Source organism: Actinophytocola xinjiangensis, from assembly GCF_001921215.1.
Taxonomy (GTDB): Bacteria; Actinomycetota; Actinomycetes; order Mycobacteriales; family Pseudonocardiaceae; genus Actinophytocola; species Actinophytocola xinjiangensis.
Map to the genome: position 1 here is coordinate 38972 of NZ_MSIF01000036.1, position 17917 is coordinate 56888.

A 17917-nucleotide genomic window follows, 5' to 3' on the forward strand; every position below is an offset into this window, starting at 1 on the left:
CACCCAGCACCAGCATGCGGTTCACCGGCTTCGGTGAGCACGCGATCGACTTCTACGACGGCTTGGTCGCGGACAACTCCAAGTCCTACTGGACCGACAACAAGCACGTCTACCTGGCCGACGTGCGGGCGCCGATGGAGGCGCTGCTGGCCGAGCTGGCCGGCGAGTTCGCCGCCGACGACTCCCGGGTGACGGTGTTCCGCCCCTACCGTGACGTCCGGTTCGCCAGGGACAAGACCCCGTACAAGGACCACTGCGGCGGCGTGATCGAGGCCGGCCGGGGCGCGGGCGCCTACTACGTGGAGGTCGGCCCGGACGGTGTGCGGGTCGGCGGCGGCTGCTTCCACCTGGAGTCCGACCAGCTCGCCCGGTACCGCACGGCGGTCGGCGAGCGGATCCACGGCAGCGCCCTGGCCTCGGTGCTGGCGAAGCTGGAGCGGTCCGGCTTCGAGATCCTGGGGGACCGGCTGCGCACCCGCCCGCGTGGCGTCGACCCCGACCACCCGCGCCTCGACCTGCTGCGTTACCGCTCGGTCTACGCCGCGCGGGTCTGGGAACCCGATGACGTGCTGCACGAACGGGCGTTGCTCGACCGGGTACGCCGGTCCTTCCGTGCGCTGCGGCCGTTCAACGAGTGGGCACGGGACCACGTCGGGGTCACCGAGAAGCGAACGAGTCGATAACTTCTGGATCGATCCGCTCATTACTGCCGAGTATTTCGGGATCGTTCCAGCGTTGCGCGCTAGGCTGCGTACCTGTGAGTCGACGAGCGAAGATTGTATGCACTCTGGGGCCGGCGACGGCGACACCGGAGAAGGTGCGTGACCTGGTCGCGGCCGGCATGGACGTCGCCAGGATGAACTTCAGCCACGGCAGCCAGAGCGACCACAAGCAGGTCTACGACCTGGTGCGGGCCGCCTCGGACGAGTCGGGCCGGGCCGTGGGCATCATGGGTGACCTGCAGGGTCCCAAGATCCGTCTCGGCACGTTCGCCAGCGGCAAGGCCGAGTGGCGCGTCGGTGACGTCGTCCGGATCACCGTCGAGGACGTCGCCGGCACCCATGACCGGGTGTCCACCACCTACAAGGGCCTGGCCCGGGACGCCACGCCCGGCGACCGGCTGCTGGTGGACGACGGCAACGTCGGGCTGACGGTGGTCGAGGTGGACGGGCCGGACGTGGTCTGCGAGGTCACCGAGGGCGGCAAGGTCAGCAACAACAAGGGCATCTCGCTGCCGGGGATGGACGTGTCGGTCCCCGCGATGTCGGACAAGGACATCGAGGACCTGGAGTTCGCGCTGCAGCTCGGGGTGGACTTCGTCGCCCTGTCCTTCGTGCGGTCCCCGGCCGACATCGACCTGGTGCACCAGGTGATGGACCGGGTGGGCCGGGGCCGGGTGCCGGTGATCGCCAAGCTGGAGAAGCCGGAGGCGGTGTCGAACCTGGAGGCGATCGTGCTCGCCTTCGACGGTGTCATGGTCGCCCGGGGTGACCTGGGAGTGGAGCTGCCGCTGGAGCAGGTTCCGCTGGTGCAGAAGCGCACCATCCAGATCGCGCGGGAGAACGCCAAGCCGGTGATCGTGGCGACCCAGATGCTGGAATCCATGATCAACAACTCCCGGCCGACCCGCGCCGAGGCCTCCGACGTGGCCAACGCGGTGCTCGACGGCGCCGACGCGGTCATGCTCTCCGGCGAGACGAGCGTGGGCCGGTACCCGATCGAGACCGTCGAGACCATGAGCCGGATCGTCGAGGCCGTGGAGAGCGAGTCGACGGTCGTGCCGCCGCTGACGCACGTGCCGCGCACCAAGCGGGGCGTGCTGTCCTACGCCGCCCGCGACATCGGCGAGCGGCTCAACGCCAAGGCGCTGGTCGCCTTCACCCAGTCCGGGGACACGGTCCGCCGGCTGGCCAGGCTGCACACGCACCTGCCGCTGCTGGCGTTCACCCCGGAACCGGCGGTGCGCAGTCAGCTCGCGCTGACCTGGGGCGTGGAGACGTTCATGGTGCCGGAGGTCGACTCGACCGACCTGATGGTCCGCCAGGTGGACACGTCGATGCTCTCGATCGGCCGCTACCAGCCGGGTGACCTTGTGGTCGTGGTCGCAGGCTCGCCGCCGGGGACGGTCGGCTCCACTAACCTGATCCGGGTGCACCGGCTCGGCGAGGAGGACCACGCCTGAGGGTGCCGAGGCCCCGGGGAGCGGCGACATGACCGAAGCGGCGCGACAGGCGGCGGCTGACCTGGAGCGACTGGGTGGCACGCCGGAGGTCGCCACCGGCCAGCCGGTGGTGGACCACCTGGTCGCGCTGCTGGACCTGGAGCGGATCGAGGAGAACATCTTCCGTGGCGTGAGCCCGGCGGAGTCCCCGGTGCGGGTCTTCGGCGGGCAGGTCGCCGGCCAGGCCCTGGTGGCGGCCGGCCGGACCGTGCCGCCGGAGCGGAAGGTGCACTCGCTGCACGCGTACTTCATCCGCCCCGGGGATCCGAGCATCCCGATCGTCTACGAGGTGGACCGGATCCGCGACGGTCGTTCGTTCACCACCCGCCGGGTCGTGGCGGTCCAGCGCGGCAAGGCGATCTTCTCGTTGTCGGCGTCGTTCCACGTGCCGGAGGCGGGTCTGGACCACGCCGACGGGATGCCGGACGTGCCCGATCCGGAGTCGTTGCCCAACCGCGCGTGGAGCATGGCGGAGCTGGTGGACAAGCTGGGCGCGATGGCGACCCTGCCGCGTCCCATCGACATCCGGTACGTGACCGAGCCTCCGTGGAAGGCCAGGGAGCGCGGTGACCTGGAGGGCGGTAACCAGGTCTGGATGCGCGCCGACGGCACACTGCCCGACGACGAGCTGTTGCACGTGTGCGTGCTGACGTATGCGTCGGACATGACCCTGTTGGACTCGATCCTGGCCCGGCACGGGATCTACTGGGGTTATGACAACGTGGTCGGTGCGAGCCTGGACCATGCGCTGTGGTTCCACCGACCGTTCCGCGCGGACGAGTGGTTCCTGTACGATAGCGTGTCGCCGAGCGCGTCGGACGCGCGAGGGCTGGCGACCGGCCGGTTCTTCGCCAGGGACGGTTCGCTGATCGCGACGGTGGTGCAGGAGGGGCTGTTGAGGGTCTACGACTAACCCTTGTTGGTGATTGTCAGGGACTGTCCAGAGTAGGAGGATCTTCCACCTCGACGTTCCCTGATCACCTCAGGAGACCCTTGTGCGTAGATCTCTTCGCCTGACCGCCCTGACAGCTGGCCTGATCGTCCTGGTGGCCGGTGCCCCGGTCCAGGCCCAGGACCGCGACTCGCTGGGCGCCGACCTGGACACCATCCTCGCCGACCCGGGCCTGGCCGGCGCCGACGTGGGCCTGGTGGTCACAACACCGGACGGCGACGTCGTCTACCAGCGGGCCCCCGAGCGTCGTCGCCAGCCGGCGTCCAACGCGAAACTGGCGACCTCGGCCGCGGCCCTGGAGGTTCTGGGCCCCGACCACACGTTCACCACGACGGTGGCCACCCCCGCCCGCCGAACCGGCGCGGTCCTCAACGGAAACCTGTACCTCAAGGGCACCGGTGACCCCACGATGCTGGCCGCCGACTACGACGCCCTGGCCGCGACGGTGGCCGCCACCGGCACCCGGGTGGTCACCGGCAACCTGACCGCCGACGACACCTGGTTCGACGACATCCGCCTCGGCCTGTCCTGGGCCTGGGACGACGAGCCCTACTACTACAACGCCCAGGTCTCGGCCCTGACCGTGTCCCCGGACGAGGACTTCGACGCCGGCTCGATCATCGTCCGCGTGGCGCCAGGGGCGGCCGGCCAGCGCCCCACGGTCACCACCGATCCCCCCACCAACTACGTCCGGGTGGTGAACAACGCGACCACCGGCCCGGCGGGTTCGTCCAACACCACGACGGTTGATCGGGTCCACGGCACCAACACCTTCACCATCACCGGCTCCATTCCCGCCGGCGCCTCCGCCCAGTCGGAGTGGATGGCCGTCTGGGAGCCCACCGGCTACGCGGCGGCCCTGTTCCGGGCGTCCCTCCAACGCCACGGTGTCACGGTCCTTGGCCCCACGGTCCGCGCCGCGACACCGTCCGACGCGCGGGTCCTGGCGACCCGCGAGTCCATCCCGCTGAGTGAGTTGCAGGTCCCGTTCCTGAAGCTGAGCAACAACCTGCACGCCGAGATCCTCGTCAAGTCCATGGGCCGCAAGGTCTCCGGCGAGGGCAGCTGGGACGCCGGCCGTCCGGTTCTGGTGGACGCCCTCACCACCCTGGGCGTCACGGGCGCACTGTCCATGGCGGATGGGTCGGGTCTGTCCAGAATGGACCAGATCTCGCCGGCCCAACTGGCGCAGCTGTTGTCCGGGGCCACCACCCGCCCCTGGTTCCCGGCCTGGTTCGACGCCCTCCCCGTGGCCGGCAACCCCGACCGCCTCACCGGCGGCACCCTGCGCAGCCGCATGGCCGGGACCGCGGCCGAAGGCAACGTCCACGCCAAGACCGGCAGCCTCACCGGCGTCACCGGCCTGTCCGGCTATGTGGACACGGCTGGTGGTGAGCGCCTGGTGTTCTCGATGCTGACCAACAACACGATCGGCATCAACGCCAAGACCATTGAAGACAGGGTCGCCGTCCGCCTGGCCGAGGAAGGCGGCGACACCACCGCGGCGACCACGGCCCCCCGCACCACCACCTACCCCCAGGACCTGGAATGCAGCTGGGTCAAGGCCTGCTGACACGACACCCAGGAATGAAGGCGGGCGGACAGGTGGTCCAGCCACACCACGACCACAGGGGGCGAGCCCGAAAGAACCGGGCTCGCCCCCGTCGGCACGGTGACCCGGGGGGAGAAAGGGAGAGCGGGTCACCACACGAGCGTCGGTTCGGGCAAAACCGACACTCGCACACCATCAACCAGAAGCTCGCAACACCTCACGAACCACCACCGGTCGCCGCATGGGCACGGTCGCGTCAGAGGGAGCGGTCGAGGACGTCTCCTCCACGGCCACCAGGCACAGATGGGCCGTGAGGTAGGCCCGACAGGGTGAGGGCACCCGCCCGAACCGTCGCCGACGACACCGTGAACACCGTCCCCCGCTGTCCGGGCTGTGCTCGTCGAGCACGGCCCGCAGCGCCACCACCAGCCGAGGCAGCTCCGCCCGGGCGAGAGCGGCCACCGAACGGTCATCACCCAACCGGGTCCGTTTGGTGACGTCGGTCAGGTACCCGGCCAGCGACGACTCCAGCTCGCCAAAGACTGGACTACTCACCGTGACTCCCGTTGAACCGACGATTACGGAGGGCCTAACCTGTGCGTCGACCTTGCGTGTTCGTTGAACAAACAGCTCGTCGCATTAGCAGCTTGCGGGTAGCGACCCGCATTCTGCAAGTTGCAATACACGATCGGGTGACACCGCAAGGGCTAGGTTGGAAATCTCTACTGTGCGCAGGCAACCTGTTCCGAGTTTCTCGGTTTCCCCACCCAGTTGCTAGAAACTTGAGCAACCGACAACGATGAGGTGATCGTGTTGGCGCGAGGTCCCAGCCCGACGGTTCGGCGCCGTCGCCTCGCCAGCGAGCTACGGCGGCTCCGCGAGGCCGCCGAACTGACCATCGACGAGGTCGGCGAGAAGTTGGAGTGCTCCGCCTCCAAGATTAGTCGCATCGAGACCGGCCACGTCGGGGTCACCCCCCGCGACGTCCGGGACATGCTGGAGGTCTACGGCATCGAGAACGACGAACGCGAGGCCCTCGTCCAACTCGCCCGCGAGGCCCGCAAGAAGGGCTGGTGGCACGCCTACAACGAGGTCTTCACCGGCTCCTTCGTCGGCCTCGAGTCCGACGCGGCCTCGCTGCGCACCCACCAGGCCCTGCTCATCCCCGGCCTGCTGCAGACCGAGGGCTACACCAGGGCCGTGCACCGCGCCATCCGTCCCGACGCGACCGAGGCCGACGTCGAACGCCGGGTCAAGGCCCGGGTGACCAGGCAGAAGCTGCTCACCGACCCGACTCCGCCGGAGTACTGGGCGATACTGGACGAAGCCGTCCTGCACCGGACCGTCGGCGGCGTCGACATCATGCGCGAACAGCTCCACCGGCTCGTCGAACTCGCCGCCCTGCCGCACGTCACCCTCCAGGTCCTGCCCTTCGCCTCCGGCGCGCACGCCGGCATGGAGGGCCCGTTCCTCATCCTCGGCTTCCCCGAGCAGGCCGACCCGGATGTCGTCTATGTCGAGAACACGACAACTGGCGTCTACTTGGAACAGCCATCGGACGTCCACCGGTATACGTTGATGTTCGACCATTTGCGTGCGGCGGCATTGAAGCCGGACGACACCGCCGCAATGGTCACTCAGGCAGCCGACCGGCTGACCTAGAGACGATTTCGAGAGGAGCAGAGTGTTGACCTTTTCTGACCTGACAGGTGCGGACTGGCGCAAGAGCAGCCGTAGCGGTGCGGGCAACGACTGTGTCGAGCTTGTCGTGGCCAGAATCGGCGCAGCGGTGCGGGATTCCAAGCGCCCGGACGCCGGTCACGTCGAGTTCGCCAACGCCGGATGGACCGTGTTCCTCGGCGCCCTCAAGGAGGGACGGCTCGACGCCTGAGCGTCGCGCCGGTGAGCCGCGCCGGCCCGTCCGGCCCGGTTCCCGTAGGGAAATCACCAGTGGCATCGCTTGAGTGAACGGCGGCCCCAGTGCTCTCCAGACCCTGGAGCACCGGCTCCTTACCCCGCCTCAGGCCCCTTACCCGCACCCCTTACGCCCTCCCCCGTCCGGGTAAGGCATCGCCCCGCGCAGGCCTGCGCGAACGTCCGATGCCCGGCCCCCGGCCTCAGGACGACTCTGACTCTCGTCACCGCAGGACGTGAACGAGGAGTCGAGATGATAGTCACCCCCGAACAGATCAGGTTCGAGATGGCGTACCGCCTGGAGCGCGCGCTGGCCGAGGATGCCCTGGCCCACGCCCGCGAGGCCCGCCGGACCTCCGCCCCGTGGTGGCGGCGGACCCTACGGCGGCGGAAGGGGAGGTCCCGGTCACCGGTTAATCAGATGCGGCCGGCCACCTGAGGTGTGCGAGCATGCAGAACGTGGCTCGCCTCGGATCCGGAATCGCGCTGGTGGCACGTGACCGGGAGCTGGACCGGCTACGTGTGACCTTCGAACAGGCCGCCGCGGGTACCGCGGCGGCCCTGCTCATCTCCGGCGACGCCGGGGTCGGCAAGACCAGGCTGACCGAGGAACTGGCCGCGCTGGCCAGGGACAAGGACGCCCTGGTGCTCACCGGCCGCTGTCTGGACGCCGGCGAGACCGGCCTGCCCTACCTGCCCTTCGTCGAGGCGATGGCCCAGCTGCCCGACCCCGAGCAGGCCCTGCGCACCCGCCCCGCCCTGGCCAGGCTCCTGCCCGACGCGGTGCTGCCGGCCGGCGAGGCCGACCAGTCCGGCGGCGTGGGCACCCGCGACGGCGTGCGCCGCTCCGAGCAGGACATCGGCCAGCTCCAGCTGTTCGACGCCGTCCACGGCCTGCTCACCGACCTGGCCGCCGACCGGTGCGTGGTGCTCGTGCTGGAGGACCTGCACTGGGCAGACGGCTCCACCCGCTGGCTGCTGGCCTTCCTGGTCTCCCGGCTGCGTGACCAGCGGCTGCTGGTCGCCGGCACCTACCGGGGTGACGACCTGCACCGCCGCCACCCGCTGCGCCAGCTGCTGGCCGAGCTGGTCCGCCAGCCCGCCACCGAACGCCTGGAGCTGACCCCCTTCGGCGACGCCGACTCCCGCACGTTCGTCGCCGCGCTGGCCGACGAGGTGCTGCCCGAGGACACCGTCCGCGAGGTCGCCGAACGGTCGGAGGGCAACGCGTTCTTCGCCGAGGAGCTGGTCGCCGCCTACACCGAGTCCGGCCACCCCTCCGGCCTGCCGGCGACCCTGGTCGACGTGCTGCTCTCCCGCGTGGAACGGCTGTCGGCCCCGGCCCAGCAGGTGATCCGGGTGGCGTCGGTCGGCGGTCGCCGGATCGGCCACCACGTGCTGCTCGACGTCGTCGAGCTGTCCGAGACCGAGCTGGAGGAGGCCCTGCGCGAGGCGGTGCAGCACCACGTGCTGCTGCCCCAGCAGCAGGACAACCGCGAGATCTACTCCTTCCGGCACGCGCTGCTGCGCGAGGCCGTCTACGGCGACCTGCTGCCCGGCGAACGGGTCCGGCTGCACAGCGCCTACGCCAAGCGGCTGCTCGGCAAGCACGTCCGCCGGGGCATGGCAGCGGCACTGGCCCACCACAGCATGGAGAGCCACCAGCTGCCCCAGGCACTGGCCGCGTCGGTGACCGCCGGCATCGAGGCCAAGCAGTCCGGCGCGCCGACCGAGTCGCTGCGTCACTTCGAGCGGGCACTCAAACTGTGGGACGCGGTGCCCGAGGCCGACCGCCCGCCGGACGTCGACGAGGGCGCGTTGCTGCGCAAGGCGTCGCACGCCGCCGGCAGCGCCGGTGAGCCCGAGCGGGCGGTGGCGTTCCTGCGCTCGGCGGCCACACTGCTCGACCCGGACGGCGACCCGGAGCTGGCCGGGATGACGCTGCGCCGGTTCGCCTCGGCGCTGTTCGCCGTCGAGGGCCGGGACGAGGAGGCCCGCCAGGTCATCGAACGCGCCTGGGAGCACGTCCGCGACCTGCCGCCCAGCTGCGAGAAGGCCTGGGTACTGGCGGTGTACGCGGCGATCCTGCGCGGCATCGGCGATCCGGCCGAGGCGCGCGTGTTCGCCGAGATGGCCGTGGCCGACGCCCGCGCGGCGGACGAGCCGGCGGTGGAGGCCGACGCGCTGAGCACCCTGGCCGTGCTGGACGAGGCCGACGACCTGCTGGAGCAGAGCCGCGAGCGGCTGCGGCAGGCCCAGCGCCTGGCGCAGCTGGCCGACGCACCCAGCGTCGAGCTGCGCACCTGGCACTACCTGGGCCTCAACCACTACGAGCACGGCGAGATCGACCAGGCCATCGCGGTCATCGACGAGGGCCTGGCCAGGGCCAGGAGCACCGGTCTGGCCTGGGGTTCCTACGGTTTCGAGCTGCGCGCGCTGAAGGTGATCACCAGCTACGCGCGTGGCGACTGGGACGCCAGCGAGTCGGCGGCCGAGCCGCCGGGGCGGCGGGTGTCGAACACGGTCTCGGCCAGGATCGCCGCTCTCGGCAGTGCGGTCGTGGTCGCCAGGGGCCGGCTGGAGGAGGGCGCCCGGCTGGTCGCCGAGCTGCGCCCGGAGTGGAACCGCGACTTCCAGATCGGCGCGACGATGGGCGCGGTCGGCGCCGAGCTGGCGTTCTGGCAGGGCCGCCACCAGGACGGTGTGCGCGGCGTGCGGGAGACGGTGGAGTGGGCCGAGCGGGTCGCCGGGAAGTGGCCGCTGGTGAACATCCGGATCGCCGCGCTGGGCCTCGCGTTGTGTGCCGAGCGGGCCGGCGACGCCGCCCGGCGGCGGGCCGAGGACGAGCGCCTGGCCGCCGTCGAGGAGGGACAGCGGCTGCTCACCCTGGCCCGCGACACCGCGCGCCTCGGCCGGGCGCGCACCGGCCGGCTGGGTCCGGAGGGCCGGGGCTGGCTGGCCAGGGCCGAGGCCGAGGCCAGCCGGTTGTCCGGCGAGGACGACCCGGCGCTGTGGCGCACGGTGATCGAGAACTTCGGCTACGGCGCGGTCTACGAGCAGGCGGTGGCCCGGTGGCGGCTGGCCGAGGCGCTGCTGGGAGCCGAGGACCGCCAGGGCGCGGAGACCGAACTGCGGGCGGCCGAGAAGGTGGCCTGCCGGCTGGGGGCGCTGCCGCTGCGCGACGCGGTGCGCTCGCTGGCCCGCCGGGCGCGGCTGACGCTGGGCGATGGCCCGGTGCCGCGCACCTCGCTCGACCCGTTCACCCCCCGGGAGCGCAGCGTGTTGCGGCTGGTGGCGTTGGGCCGGACCAACCGGCAGGTCGGCGAGGAGCTGTACATCAGTGAGAAGACGGTGAGCGTGCACCTGTCGCGGATCATGGCGAAGCTGGGGGCGGCCCGGCGGACCGACGCGGTGGCCATCGCCTACGAGCGGGGCCTGCTCGACGACGCGCCCGGTGGCCGGTGACCGATCTGGTGGCGCGGCTGCGGGCCGCGGGATGCGTGTTCGCCGAGGAGGAGGCGCGGCTGCTCACCGAGGCGGCGTCCTCGCCGGCGGAGCTGGCGGGGCTGACCGAGCGGCGGGTGGCCGGCGAGCCGTTGGAGTACGTGCTGGGCTGGGCGGAGTTCCACGGGCTGCGGCTGCACATCGGGCCGGGCGTGTTCGTCCCGCGCCACCGCACGGAGTTCCTGGTCGACCAGGCGGTGGCGCTGGCCCGCCCCGGCGCGGTGGTCGTCGACCTGTGCTGCGGTTGTGGCGCTGTCGGCGCGGCGATCGCGGCGGCGGTCCCGGTCGAGCTGCACGCGGCGGACGTGTCGCCGGCCGCGGTGGCGGCCGCGCGGCGCAACGTGCCGAGGGTGTACCAGGGTGACCTGTTCGCGGCCCTGCCCGGTGAGCTGCGCGGACGGGTCGAGGTCCTGGTGGCGAACGTGCCGTACGTGCCGACCGGTGAGATCGGGCTGATGCCGCCCGAGGCGCGTGACCACGAGCCGAGGCAGGCCCTCGACGGCGGCGCCGACGGGCTGGCCGTGCTGCGTCGGGTCGCGGCGTCGGCGGCGCGGTGGCTGGCGCCGGGCGGGCACCTGCTGTCCGAGTCGGGGCGGCGGCAGGCCGGGCCGGCGGTGGCGGTGCTGGCCGGGGCGGGGCTGGAGGCGTGGTCGGTGAGCGCCGAGGGGGAGGAGGCCACGGCGGTGATCGGCCGCGTTAGGGTCGCCGGGTGACTGAGGCGGACTGCCGTTGCTGGTTGTGCGCCGGCGGCGAGTTACCGGCAGGGCTCGGCCCGCGTGAGCTGAACATGGTGTGGCACATCGAGGAGCACGGCTGGAGTGTCGTGGTCGTGGCCGAGGAGCGGGAGGTGCCCGGCTGGGCCTACTCGGTGGGCCTGTGGCACACGATGCGGTCGCCGGAGGTCTGCATGTTCGGGCTGCGCGGGCGGGACATGCACGCCTGGGTCAACGCCGTCGGCCAGCAGGTCCGCGCGGGGCAGACGTTGCGGCCGGGGGAGCAGCGGTGGGGCGTGCTGGACGGGTTCCCGGTGGTGGTGCGCCCGGTGGACCCGAGCTGGCAGGAGGAGATGCTCACCCTCGCGGGGGATTTCTACCGGTCGGCGGTGCCGGCGGTGCAGCTGGTCTGGCCCGACCGCGACGGCCGGTTCCCGTGGGACGCGGCGGCCGGTGAGCGGTGCCGCGCCAACCAGCCCCTGTTGTGGCTCCCGCGCGACGACCATCCGCCGGGCCAGTGGACCAGGCTCGCCGACCTCGCGACCTCCCCGTTCCCGGACACCGACGGCGACGAACTGGTCGTCGGTTCGACCGGGGTGATCCGGGGCGAGGCGCCGATCGTCGGCATCGTGCACACCCGGTCCGGGGGGTGGGAGTTCCGCGACAGCCGTTCCCCCGGCGGGGAGACGGGCCTGGTGCACCTGCGGCACCTGGTGACGGGCCATCCGCACATCCGTGACTTCGCTGACCTGCCGCGCGGCCACGCCGCCTGGCAGGAACCGGACGGCAACTGGTCGCGGACCACGCACGAGGGCTGACAGTCCATAGTGGACTTGTAGGTTCTCCACTACGCTCTGCTGATGCCGTCGACCGTCGAGTTGAACCGCCGCACCACCGGAACCCCCGGCGCCGAGCCGCCGGTGGTCCTCCTGCACGCCCTCGGTGAGGACGCCGCCACCTGGACGGACTTCGCGGCCAGACTCGATGGCCGGCACACCATCGCCCTCGACCTGCGCGGCCACGGCCGGAGTCCGCGCCCCGACACCTACACGTTCGACCTGATGGTGGCGGACGTGATCCTGGCGCTGCCCGACGTGTCCGAGATGGACCTCGTCGGCCACTCGATGGGTGCCCTGGTCGCGTCGCTGCTGGCCGGGCGGCACCCGGAGCTGGTGCGCCACCTGGTCCTGGAGGACAGTCCCGTGCCGCCCGAGCACGGCCCGCCGCTGCCCGACCCGAACCCGCCCGCCGAGCCCGACACCCCGCCCCCGTTCGACTGGCGGGCCGTGGTCCCGCTGCGCGGGGACGGCCGCCGCGCCAACCCCGCGTGGTGGACGAACATCCGCCGGTTCCCGTCGCCGACCCTGTGGGTCAGCGGAGGCCCGTCGAGCCACCTCGACCAGACCCGCCACGTCGAGGCCGCCACCCAGATGCCCTCGGCCACGGTCGAGACGATCCCGGTCGGACACGAGATCCACGCCCGGGCGCCGGAGCGGTTCGCCGCGGTGGTGGCGCCGTTCCTGTCCCGCTGAACCGGCCGGCCCCGGCCACGGGGCCGGCCGGTTCGGTCAGCTCCGGCCGTCGATCTCCGGTGCGGGCGGCGCTGGCGGGAAACTGAGCGGGGACAGGGGTTTCGGCTGACCCGGCGCGGGGTCGGTCGGCTCGGGGGCTGCCGTCGACTGGACGTGTCCGGTGGCCGCCGGGTTGTCACCGGCGGTTGGCGCCGACTCGCCCGCGTCGGTGGACCGCTCCGGTGACACCGGACTGTCGTCGGCCGGCGACCTTTCCGGCGCGGGCTGGTTCTCCTGACCGCCCGGGGCCGTCGGTTCCGAGGGAGGGCCGGCGGCGGGGGTTGGTTCGCTCGCGCCGGTGTCCGTCGCGGGGTCGTCGCCGGCTGGTGGTTCGCCCGCGCCGGTGTTCGCCGTTGCGGTCGCCGCGCCCGGGGCTGGGTCGGCGGATGTCGTGTCGGCGGGTTCCGTTGGCTCGCTGGGGGTGTCGGCGAGCGGGGTCGGTGGTTCGGCGGGAGTGCTCGCCGCGGTGTCGCCGGGTTCCGCCGGCTGGGCGGGTGCCGGGTCCGTCGGTCGGGCTGGCTCGCTGGGCGGGGACTCGGTCGAGGTGGTCGCCGCGGGCGTGTCGACGGGTTGCGCCGGTTCGGCCGTGACCGTCTCGGTTGTCGCGCCGGACTCCGGTGTCGTGGCGTGGGGCTGTGTTTCCGCCGTGGACGTTTCCTCGGTCGGTTGGACCTGGCCGATTGTCGTCGCCGGGGAGGCCGGTGGGGTTTCAGCGGCGGGCAGGGCGTCGGCCACCGTCGCGGACGGGGTGATCGTCGCCGTGATGCCGTCGGGTTGGGGGCCGTCCGACGGAGCGGCGGTGTCGACGTGGACGGTCTGGGTGATCTCCGCGTCGTCCTCCGGGGTCGCCGGTGTGTCCGAAGTGGAGCCGGCGGCGGCGAACGGCGCGGGCGGCTGGGCGACGGGCGTGAACCGGCCACTGGACTGTCCTGGCCCGGGAACCGCCGGTTGCTGACCGGTCATCGGCCCGGGGTACGGGGGACGGCGGATACCCATCGGCGGCGTCATGGGTTCGCGGCGGGCCGGGCGGGTGCGGTGCGCCAGCACGATCGCGACCACGCCGAGAATCACCGCGCCCAGCGGCAGGTACAGGCCGATGTCGACCATGAAGTCGACGCCCTCGCCGGGGTCGAGCGGGCTTTCGTTCCACGTGCGCATGTCCAGCAGGCTGCTGATCAGCTGGAACGTCGCCACCCCGGCCAACATGCCGACGCCGGCCGACACCAGTGACCGGCCGGCCGTGCGTACCCCCGGGCGCAGCGACCGCCCGGCCAGGTACATGAACACCGCCGCCACCAACAACAACGCCGCCGCGACCGACGGCAGGATCCCGGTGACCGCGGTGGTGGACTGGGCCAGGGGGGAGTCGATGCCGTCGCTGGTGGCCGTCAGACCCCACCACGTGACGTCGTAGCCGAACGTCCCCTCGCCGGGGCCCCACGAGTTGGTGACCGAGTGCACCGGGAGGAACAGCCCGGCGATCGTGAGCCCGGCGGCCAGGACCGCCGCCACCGCGCCGATCGCCGGCACGGCCCCGACCCCGGTCCGCCGCCGGGGCGGCTTCGGCGGCTTCGGCGGCGGTGGCGGGGGAGGAGGCGGTGGTGGTGTGGGCGGCCGCATGCCCATCGGCGGTGGCTGGAACGGTCGCTGCGGTGGCGGCTGAGTCACGGCCTGCATGATGCCAGTGATCCCGGACACCCATGTCCGGAAGGGCGCCAATCGTTGCCCCGGCGTGCCCTGCCCACCGCGCACCGCGCCCTCACCTGCCACAACCCCGCGCCGGCCGGGTCAGGAGGGCCTGCCTGCGACGGGGGGCGACCCGCTGGGAGCGGCGGTCACTGTCGGCTACTGAGTGACTTTCGCATTTCGGTGAGTGATGTTGAAAACGATCGCTACCAGACTCGTTGCGTTAGCGAACGTCACGTTCCGCGCTTGCCCCCCTCTTTCTCCGTAGCGGCGGTTGGCTCGTGCGAGGGCCGGGCCAACCGCCGCCTACCAGGAACGGGGCGGGAGGCGGCGCGGCTCGGGCGCCACTCACGGACGCGACTGTTGGGGCACCGGCACCGCGCGAGCGGTGTCGCGACAGCACGTCCGGCGGCGCCCGAGTCGCCCGGACGCGGGCGACTTCGTGGCGGCGGTTGGCGCGAGCGAGGGCCGGGCCAACCGCCGCCAACCGGAGCGGATCAGCGGGGGAGGACCCGGGACTTCCAGTCGGCGATCAGGGCCGTACGCCGGCCGGGGTCACCGCCGATCATGGCGTCCAGGGCCAGACCGCGGAACAGGTGCACGGTCAGCAGCAGCACGGTCTCCAGTTCGGTCGGGTCGGCGGGAACGTCGGGGGCGCCGACGAGCCGCCGGTAGAACTCGAGGGTCGTGTGGCCCAGCGCCCGGTCGACGGGCAGCAGGCTCGCCCGCAGTTCCTCGTCGGTGCGGGCGGCGACCCACAGTTCGACCGCGGCGGTCGACAGGGCGCCGGAGTACGCCTCCCACAGCAGGTCGATGCCCTTCTCCAGGCGGTCCGGGCCGGTGGGCAGGTCGCCGTCGAGGATCTTGGCGGCCAGGCGGGTGAACAGGTGCTCCAGCGCGCTGGTCATCAGGTCGGCCTTGGTGGTGAAGTGGTGCTGCTGCGCGCCCCGGGACACGCCGGCCCGCTGACAGATCTCGATCACCGTGGTGTGCGCGTAGCCCAGTTCCACCAGACAGTCGATGGTCGCGTCGAGCAGCAGGGCGCGGGTGCGCGTACTGCGTTCCTGCTGGGTCCGGTGCGCGGTCACGTGTCGACTCCTCCGCTTTACGTGCAGGTCCGCACGCATGTACATTCAGGCCAGACTTTACATGCCGCCCGGATTGTTTCTTGGGGAGATCTCATGCCGCTGACCCAGCGCTCGTCCTGGCTGACCGAGGATCTCGACACCTTCCGCGACCTCGCCCGTTCCTTCTGCCAGAAGGAACTCGCACCGCACCAGGAACGCTGGGCGCAGGCCAAGCAGGTGGACCGCGAGCTGTGGAACAAGGCCGGCGAGGTCGGCCTGCTGTGCCTGAGCGTCCCCGAGGAGTACGGCGGTGGCGGCGGCACGTTCGCCCACGAGGCGGTCCTGCTGGAGGAACAGGCCAAGGCCGGCGACGACGCGTGGGGCAACGCCGTGCACAGCGGCATCGTCGCCCACTACCTGCTGGCGTGCGGCACCGAGGACCAGAAGCGCCGCTACCTGCCGCGCCTGGCCTCCGGCGAGCTCGTCGGCGCGATCGCGATGACCGAACCGGGCACCGGCTCGGACCTGCAGAACGTGCGCTCCAAAGCCATCCGGGACGGCGACCACTACGTCCTCAACGGCGCCAAGACGTTCATCACCAACGGCGCCCAGGCCAACCTGGTGGTCGTGGTCGCCAAGACCGACCCGGCGGAGAAGGCACAGGGCGTGTCGCTGCTGCTGCTGGAGACCGAGGGCGCCGAGGGCTTCCGCCGGGGGCGGGTCCTGGACAAGGTCGGCCTCAAGGGCCAGGACACCGCCGAGCTGTTCTTCGACGACGTCCGGATCCCGGCCGAGAACCTCCTGGGCGGCACCGAGGGTCTCGGATTCGTGCACCTGATGCAGCAGCTGCCGCAGGAACGGCTGATCATCGCGGTGTCGGCGGTGGCCGCGATGGAGTCGGCGGTCGAGATGACCGTGGCCTACACCAAGGAACGCACCGCGTTCGGCCGGGAGATCTTCAAGTTCCAGAACACCAAGTTCACCCTCGCCGAGGCCGCCACCGAGGTCGCGGTCTCCAAGGCCTACCTCGACCAGTGCATCGAACGCCACCTGCGCGGCGAACTGGACGTGACCGGCGCGGCGATGGCCAAGTGGTGGACCACCGACCGGCTCTCCCGGGTCGCCGACGAGTGCCTGCAGCTGTTCGGCGGTTACGGTTACATGACCGAGTACCCGATCTCGAGGGCCTGGACCGCGGCGCGCGTGCAGCGGATCTTCGGCGGCACGAACGAGATCATGAAGGAAATCATCTCCCGTTCCCTGTAGTCACAACCGAAGGGGAGGCTGATGGGCGCCGGACCGCTCGTTGGGCTCAAGGTCGTCGAACTGGCGGGTCTCGCCCCGGCGCCGTTCGCCACCACCGTCCTGGCCGACCTCGGCGCCGACGTCGTGCGCGTCGACCGCGCCAAGCCCGGCTTCGACGTGCTGGTGTTCCCGAACGACCCGCTGTCGCGCTCGCGGCGGTGGATCGGCGTGGACACCAAGCAGCCGGCGGGCCGCGACGTGGTCCTGCGCCTGATCGACGGCGCCGACGTGCTCATCGAGGGCTTCCGCCCCGGCGTGACCGAGCGCCTCGGCCTTGGCCCGGAGGTGTGTCTGCAACGCAACCCCGGCCTGGTCTACGGCCGGGTCACGGGGTGGGGGCAGGACGGTCCGCTGGCCCAGACCGCCGGCCACGACATCAACTACATCGGCCTGGCCGGCGCCCTGGAGCCGATCGGCCGCGCTGGCGAACGGCCCGTTCCCCCGCTGAACCTGCTCGGCGACTTCGGCGGCGGCGGAATGCTGCTGGCGATGGGTGTCCTGGCGGCACTGGTGGAGCGGGCGGCGTCGGGCAGGGGCCAGGTCGTCGACGCGTCGATGGTCGACGGCGCCGCGCTGCTGACGACGGGCCTGCACGGCCTGCGCAACATCGGCCTGTGGAACAAGGGCCGGGGCAACAACATGCTCGACGGCGGCGCCCCGTTCTACGACACCTACGAGACCTCCGACGGCCGGTACGTCGCCGTGGGCGCCATCGAGGAACGCTTCTGGCAGGCACTGGTGACGGTGTTGGGCGTGGACCCGGCCGACGTGGCCGGACGCCTTGACCAGGCGCGATGGCCCGAGGTTCGTGCCACGCTGGCGGCCGTGATCCGCACCCGCACCCGTGACGAGTGGGCGGCGCTGGCCGAGGGCACCGACGCGTGCCTCACCCCCGTCCTGACGCCGGAGGAGGCCGCCGAACACCCGCACAACACCGCCCGCGGAACCTTCGTGGCGCCCGACGGCCATCGCCAGCCGGCCCCCGCCCCCAGGTTCGACAGGACTCCCGCCGGCACGCCCGCAGCACCTCACGAGCCGAGGTCGGACACCGTGGAGGTGCTGTCCGACCTGGGTTACTCGCCGGAGGACGTGGAGAAGCTGCGGGCTGATGGCGTGATCGGCTGAGCGGATAGTCTCTGCGCCATGAGCGCACGGATGTCGCTGGTCACGGTGTCGGTGAACCCCGGCGCCGGGGTGAGCGTGGCGGGGCGGCTGGACGCTGCCGGGATCGTCGAGGTCAACCAGGTGGTGACGGACTTTCTCGGCGGTGCCGAGCTTGACCTGCTCACCCTCGACCTGAGCGCGGTCTCCATGTGCGACCTCAGCGCGGTGGAGGTCGTTCGGCACGCGCAGGCCGGGTGCGCGAAGGCTGGGTGCGCGCTGCGGGTGGTTCCCTCGGATGCCGTTCGGTTCGCCATGCATCCCCGGTGAG

The 17917-nt window shown here is 71.8% G+C and carries 16 protein-coding genes; 13 read left to right on the forward strand and 3 right to left on the reverse strand.

Annotated elements, in window-relative coordinates; translation table 11 throughout:
• Positions 1-14 precede the first annotated feature (14 nt).
• From BLA60_RS38715 to dacB, 4 genes are all read left to right on the forward strand, one after another.
• Positions 15-683 (forward strand): DUF2461 domain-containing protein, encoded by a 669-nt coding sequence (locus BLA60_RS38715; RefSeq protein ID WP_075138067.1) that lies wholly within the window; start codon positions 15-17, stop codon positions 681-683.
• Between the two features lie 74 nt (positions 684-757).
• Positions 758-2182, forward strand: a complete 1425-nt coding sequence (gene pyk / locus BLA60_RS38720) for a pyruvate kinase (RefSeq protein WP_075138068.1) — start codon at positions 758-760, stop codon at positions 2180-2182.
• A 28-nt stretch (positions 2183-2210) separates the two neighbouring features.
• Positions 2211-3134 (forward strand): acyl-CoA thioesterase II, encoded by a 924-nt coding sequence (gene tesB, locus BLA60_RS38725; protein WP_075138069.1) that lies wholly within the window; start codon positions 2211-2213, stop codon positions 3132-3134.
• 82 nt (positions 3135-3216) lie between these two features.
• Positions 3217-4746, forward strand: a complete 1530-nt coding sequence (gene dacB / locus BLA60_RS38730) for a D-alanyl-D-alanine carboxypeptidase/D-alanyl-D-alanine endopeptidase (protein ID WP_075138070.1) — start codon at positions 3217-3219, stop codon at positions 4744-4746.
• A 174-nt stretch (positions 4747-4920) separates the two neighbouring features.
• Here the strand turns inward: dacB and BLA60_RS42780 are convergent, their stop codons facing one another.
• Positions 4921-5280: a hypothetical protein gene (locus BLA60_RS42780; protein ID WP_154814895.1), complete on the reverse strand. Its 360-nt coding sequence runs from the start codon at positions 5278-5280 to the stop codon at positions 4921-4923.
• Between the two features lie 258 nt (positions 5281-5538).
• Here BLA60_RS42780 and BLA60_RS38735 point away from each other — a divergent pair, with 258 nt between their 5' ends.
• The 6 genes from BLA60_RS38735 to BLA60_RS38765 all read left to right on the forward strand — a co-directional run bounded on the left by BLA60_RS38735 (position 5539) and on the right by BLA60_RS38765 (position 12388).
• Positions 5539-6387, forward strand: a complete 849-nt coding sequence (locus BLA60_RS38735) for a helix-turn-helix domain-containing protein (protein WP_075138094.1) — start codon at positions 5539-5541, stop codon at positions 6385-6387.
• 25 nt (positions 6388-6412) lie between these two features.
• Positions 6413-6616, forward strand: a complete 204-nt coding sequence (locus BLA60_RS38740; RefSeq protein WP_425427132.1) for a DUF397 domain-containing protein — start codon at positions 6413-6415, stop codon at positions 6614-6616.
• A gap of 473 nt (positions 6617-7089) precedes the next feature.
• On the forward strand, positions 7090-10104 hold the full coding sequence (locus BLA60_RS38750; RefSeq protein ID WP_075138073.1) for a helix-turn-helix transcriptional regulator: 3015 nt from the start codon (positions 7090-7092) through the stop codon (positions 10102-10104).
• Positions 10101-10856 (forward strand): putative protein N(5)-glutamine methyltransferase, encoded by a 756-nt coding sequence (locus tag BLA60_RS38755; RefSeq protein ID WP_075138074.1) that lies wholly within the window; start codon positions 10101-10103, stop codon positions 10854-10856. The genes BLA60_RS38750 and BLA60_RS38755 overlap by 4 nt, the downstream gene beginning before the upstream one ends.
• Positions 10853-11674 carry a DUF4262 domain-containing protein gene (locus tag BLA60_RS38760; protein ID WP_154814896.1) on the forward strand — a complete coding sequence of 274 codons (822 nt, stop codon included), beginning with the start codon at positions 10853-10855 and terminating at the stop codon, positions 11672-11674. Before BLA60_RS38755 ends, BLA60_RS38760 begins: the two co-directional genes overlap by 4 nt.
• Before the next feature lie 42 nt (positions 11675-11716).
• On the forward strand, positions 11717-12388 hold the full coding sequence (locus BLA60_RS38765; RefSeq protein ID WP_075138076.1) for an alpha/beta fold hydrolase: 672 nt from the start codon (positions 11717-11719) through the stop codon (positions 12386-12388).
• A 36-nt stretch (positions 12389-12424) separates the two neighbouring features.
• Here the strand turns inward: BLA60_RS38765 and BLA60_RS38770 are convergent, their stop codons facing one another.
• Together BLA60_RS38770 and BLA60_RS38780 are read right to left on the reverse strand one after the other, a co-directional pair.
• The gene (locus BLA60_RS38770) at positions 12425-14095 is read right to left on the reverse strand and encodes a hypothetical protein (protein ID WP_154814897.1); all 1671 of its coding nucleotides are present in this window, start codon (positions 14093-14095) and stop codon (positions 12425-12427) included.
• A gap of 515 nt (positions 14096-14610) precedes the next feature.
• Positions 14611-15246, reverse strand: a complete 636-nt coding sequence (locus tag BLA60_RS38780) for a TetR/AcrR family transcriptional regulator (protein ID WP_084736021.1) — start codon at positions 15244-15246, stop codon at positions 14611-14613.
• 48 nt (positions 15247-15294) lie between these two features.
• On the opposite strand from BLA60_RS38780, the gene BLA60_RS38785 reads away from it, so the two are divergent.
• Genes BLA60_RS38785 through BLA60_RS38795 form a run of 3 tightly spaced genes read left to right on the forward strand, consistent with a single transcriptional unit; the run spans position 15295 to position 17916 of the window.
• Positions 15295-16446, forward strand: a complete 1152-nt coding sequence (locus tag BLA60_RS38785; RefSeq protein ID WP_075138079.1) for an acyl-CoA dehydrogenase family protein — start codon at positions 15295-15297, stop codon at positions 16444-16446.
• A 21-nt stretch (positions 16447-16467) separates the two neighbouring features.
• A complete protein-coding gene (locus BLA60_RS38790; protein ID WP_075138080.1) occupies positions 16468-17610 on the forward strand; it encodes a CaiB/BaiF CoA transferase family protein in 1143 nt (380 codons plus the stop codon).
• An 18-nt stretch (positions 17611-17628) separates the two neighbouring features.
• Entirely contained in the window at positions 17629-17916 is a 288-nt protein-coding gene (locus BLA60_RS38795; RefSeq protein ID WP_154814898.1) for an STAS domain-containing protein, read from the forward strand.
• The last annotated feature ends 1 nt before the right edge of the window (position 17917 follow it).

What these genes read in the sequence shown, in the direction of transcription:
- BLA60_RS38715 (WP_075138067.1), top strand. Translation starts at nt 15, where the DNA reads ATGCGGTTCACCGGCTTCGGTGAGCACGCGATCGACTTCTACGACGGC.
- tesB (WP_075138069.1), top strand. Translation starts at nt 2,211, where the DNA reads ATGACCGAAGCGGCGCGACAGGCGGCGGCTGACCTGGAGCGACTGGGT.
- BLA60_RS38750 (WP_075138073.1), top strand. Translation starts at nt 7,090, where the DNA reads ATGCAGAACGTGGCTCGCCTCGGATCCGGAATCGCGCTGGTGGCACGT.
- BLA60_RS38765 (WP_075138076.1), top strand. Translation starts at nt 11,717, where the DNA reads ATGCCGTCGACCGTCGAGTTGAACCGCCGCACCACCGGAACCCCCGGC.
- BLA60_RS38780 (WP_084736021.1), bottom strand. Translation starts at nt 15,246, where the DNA reads ATGTACATGCGTGCGGACCTGCACGTAAAGCGGAGGAGTCGACACGTG.
- BLA60_RS38785 (WP_075138079.1), top strand. Translation starts at nt 15,295, where the DNA reads ATGCCGCTGACCCAGCGCTCGTCCTGGCTGACCGAGGATCTCGACACC.
- BLA60_RS38790 (WP_075138080.1), top strand. Translation starts at nt 16,468, where the DNA reads ATGGGCGCCGGACCGCTCGTTGGGCTCAAGGTCGTCGAACTGGCGGGT.
- BLA60_RS38795 (WP_154814898.1), top strand. Translation starts at nt 17,629, where the DNA reads ATGAGCGCACGGATGTCGCTGGTCACGGTGTCGGTGAACCCCGGCGCC.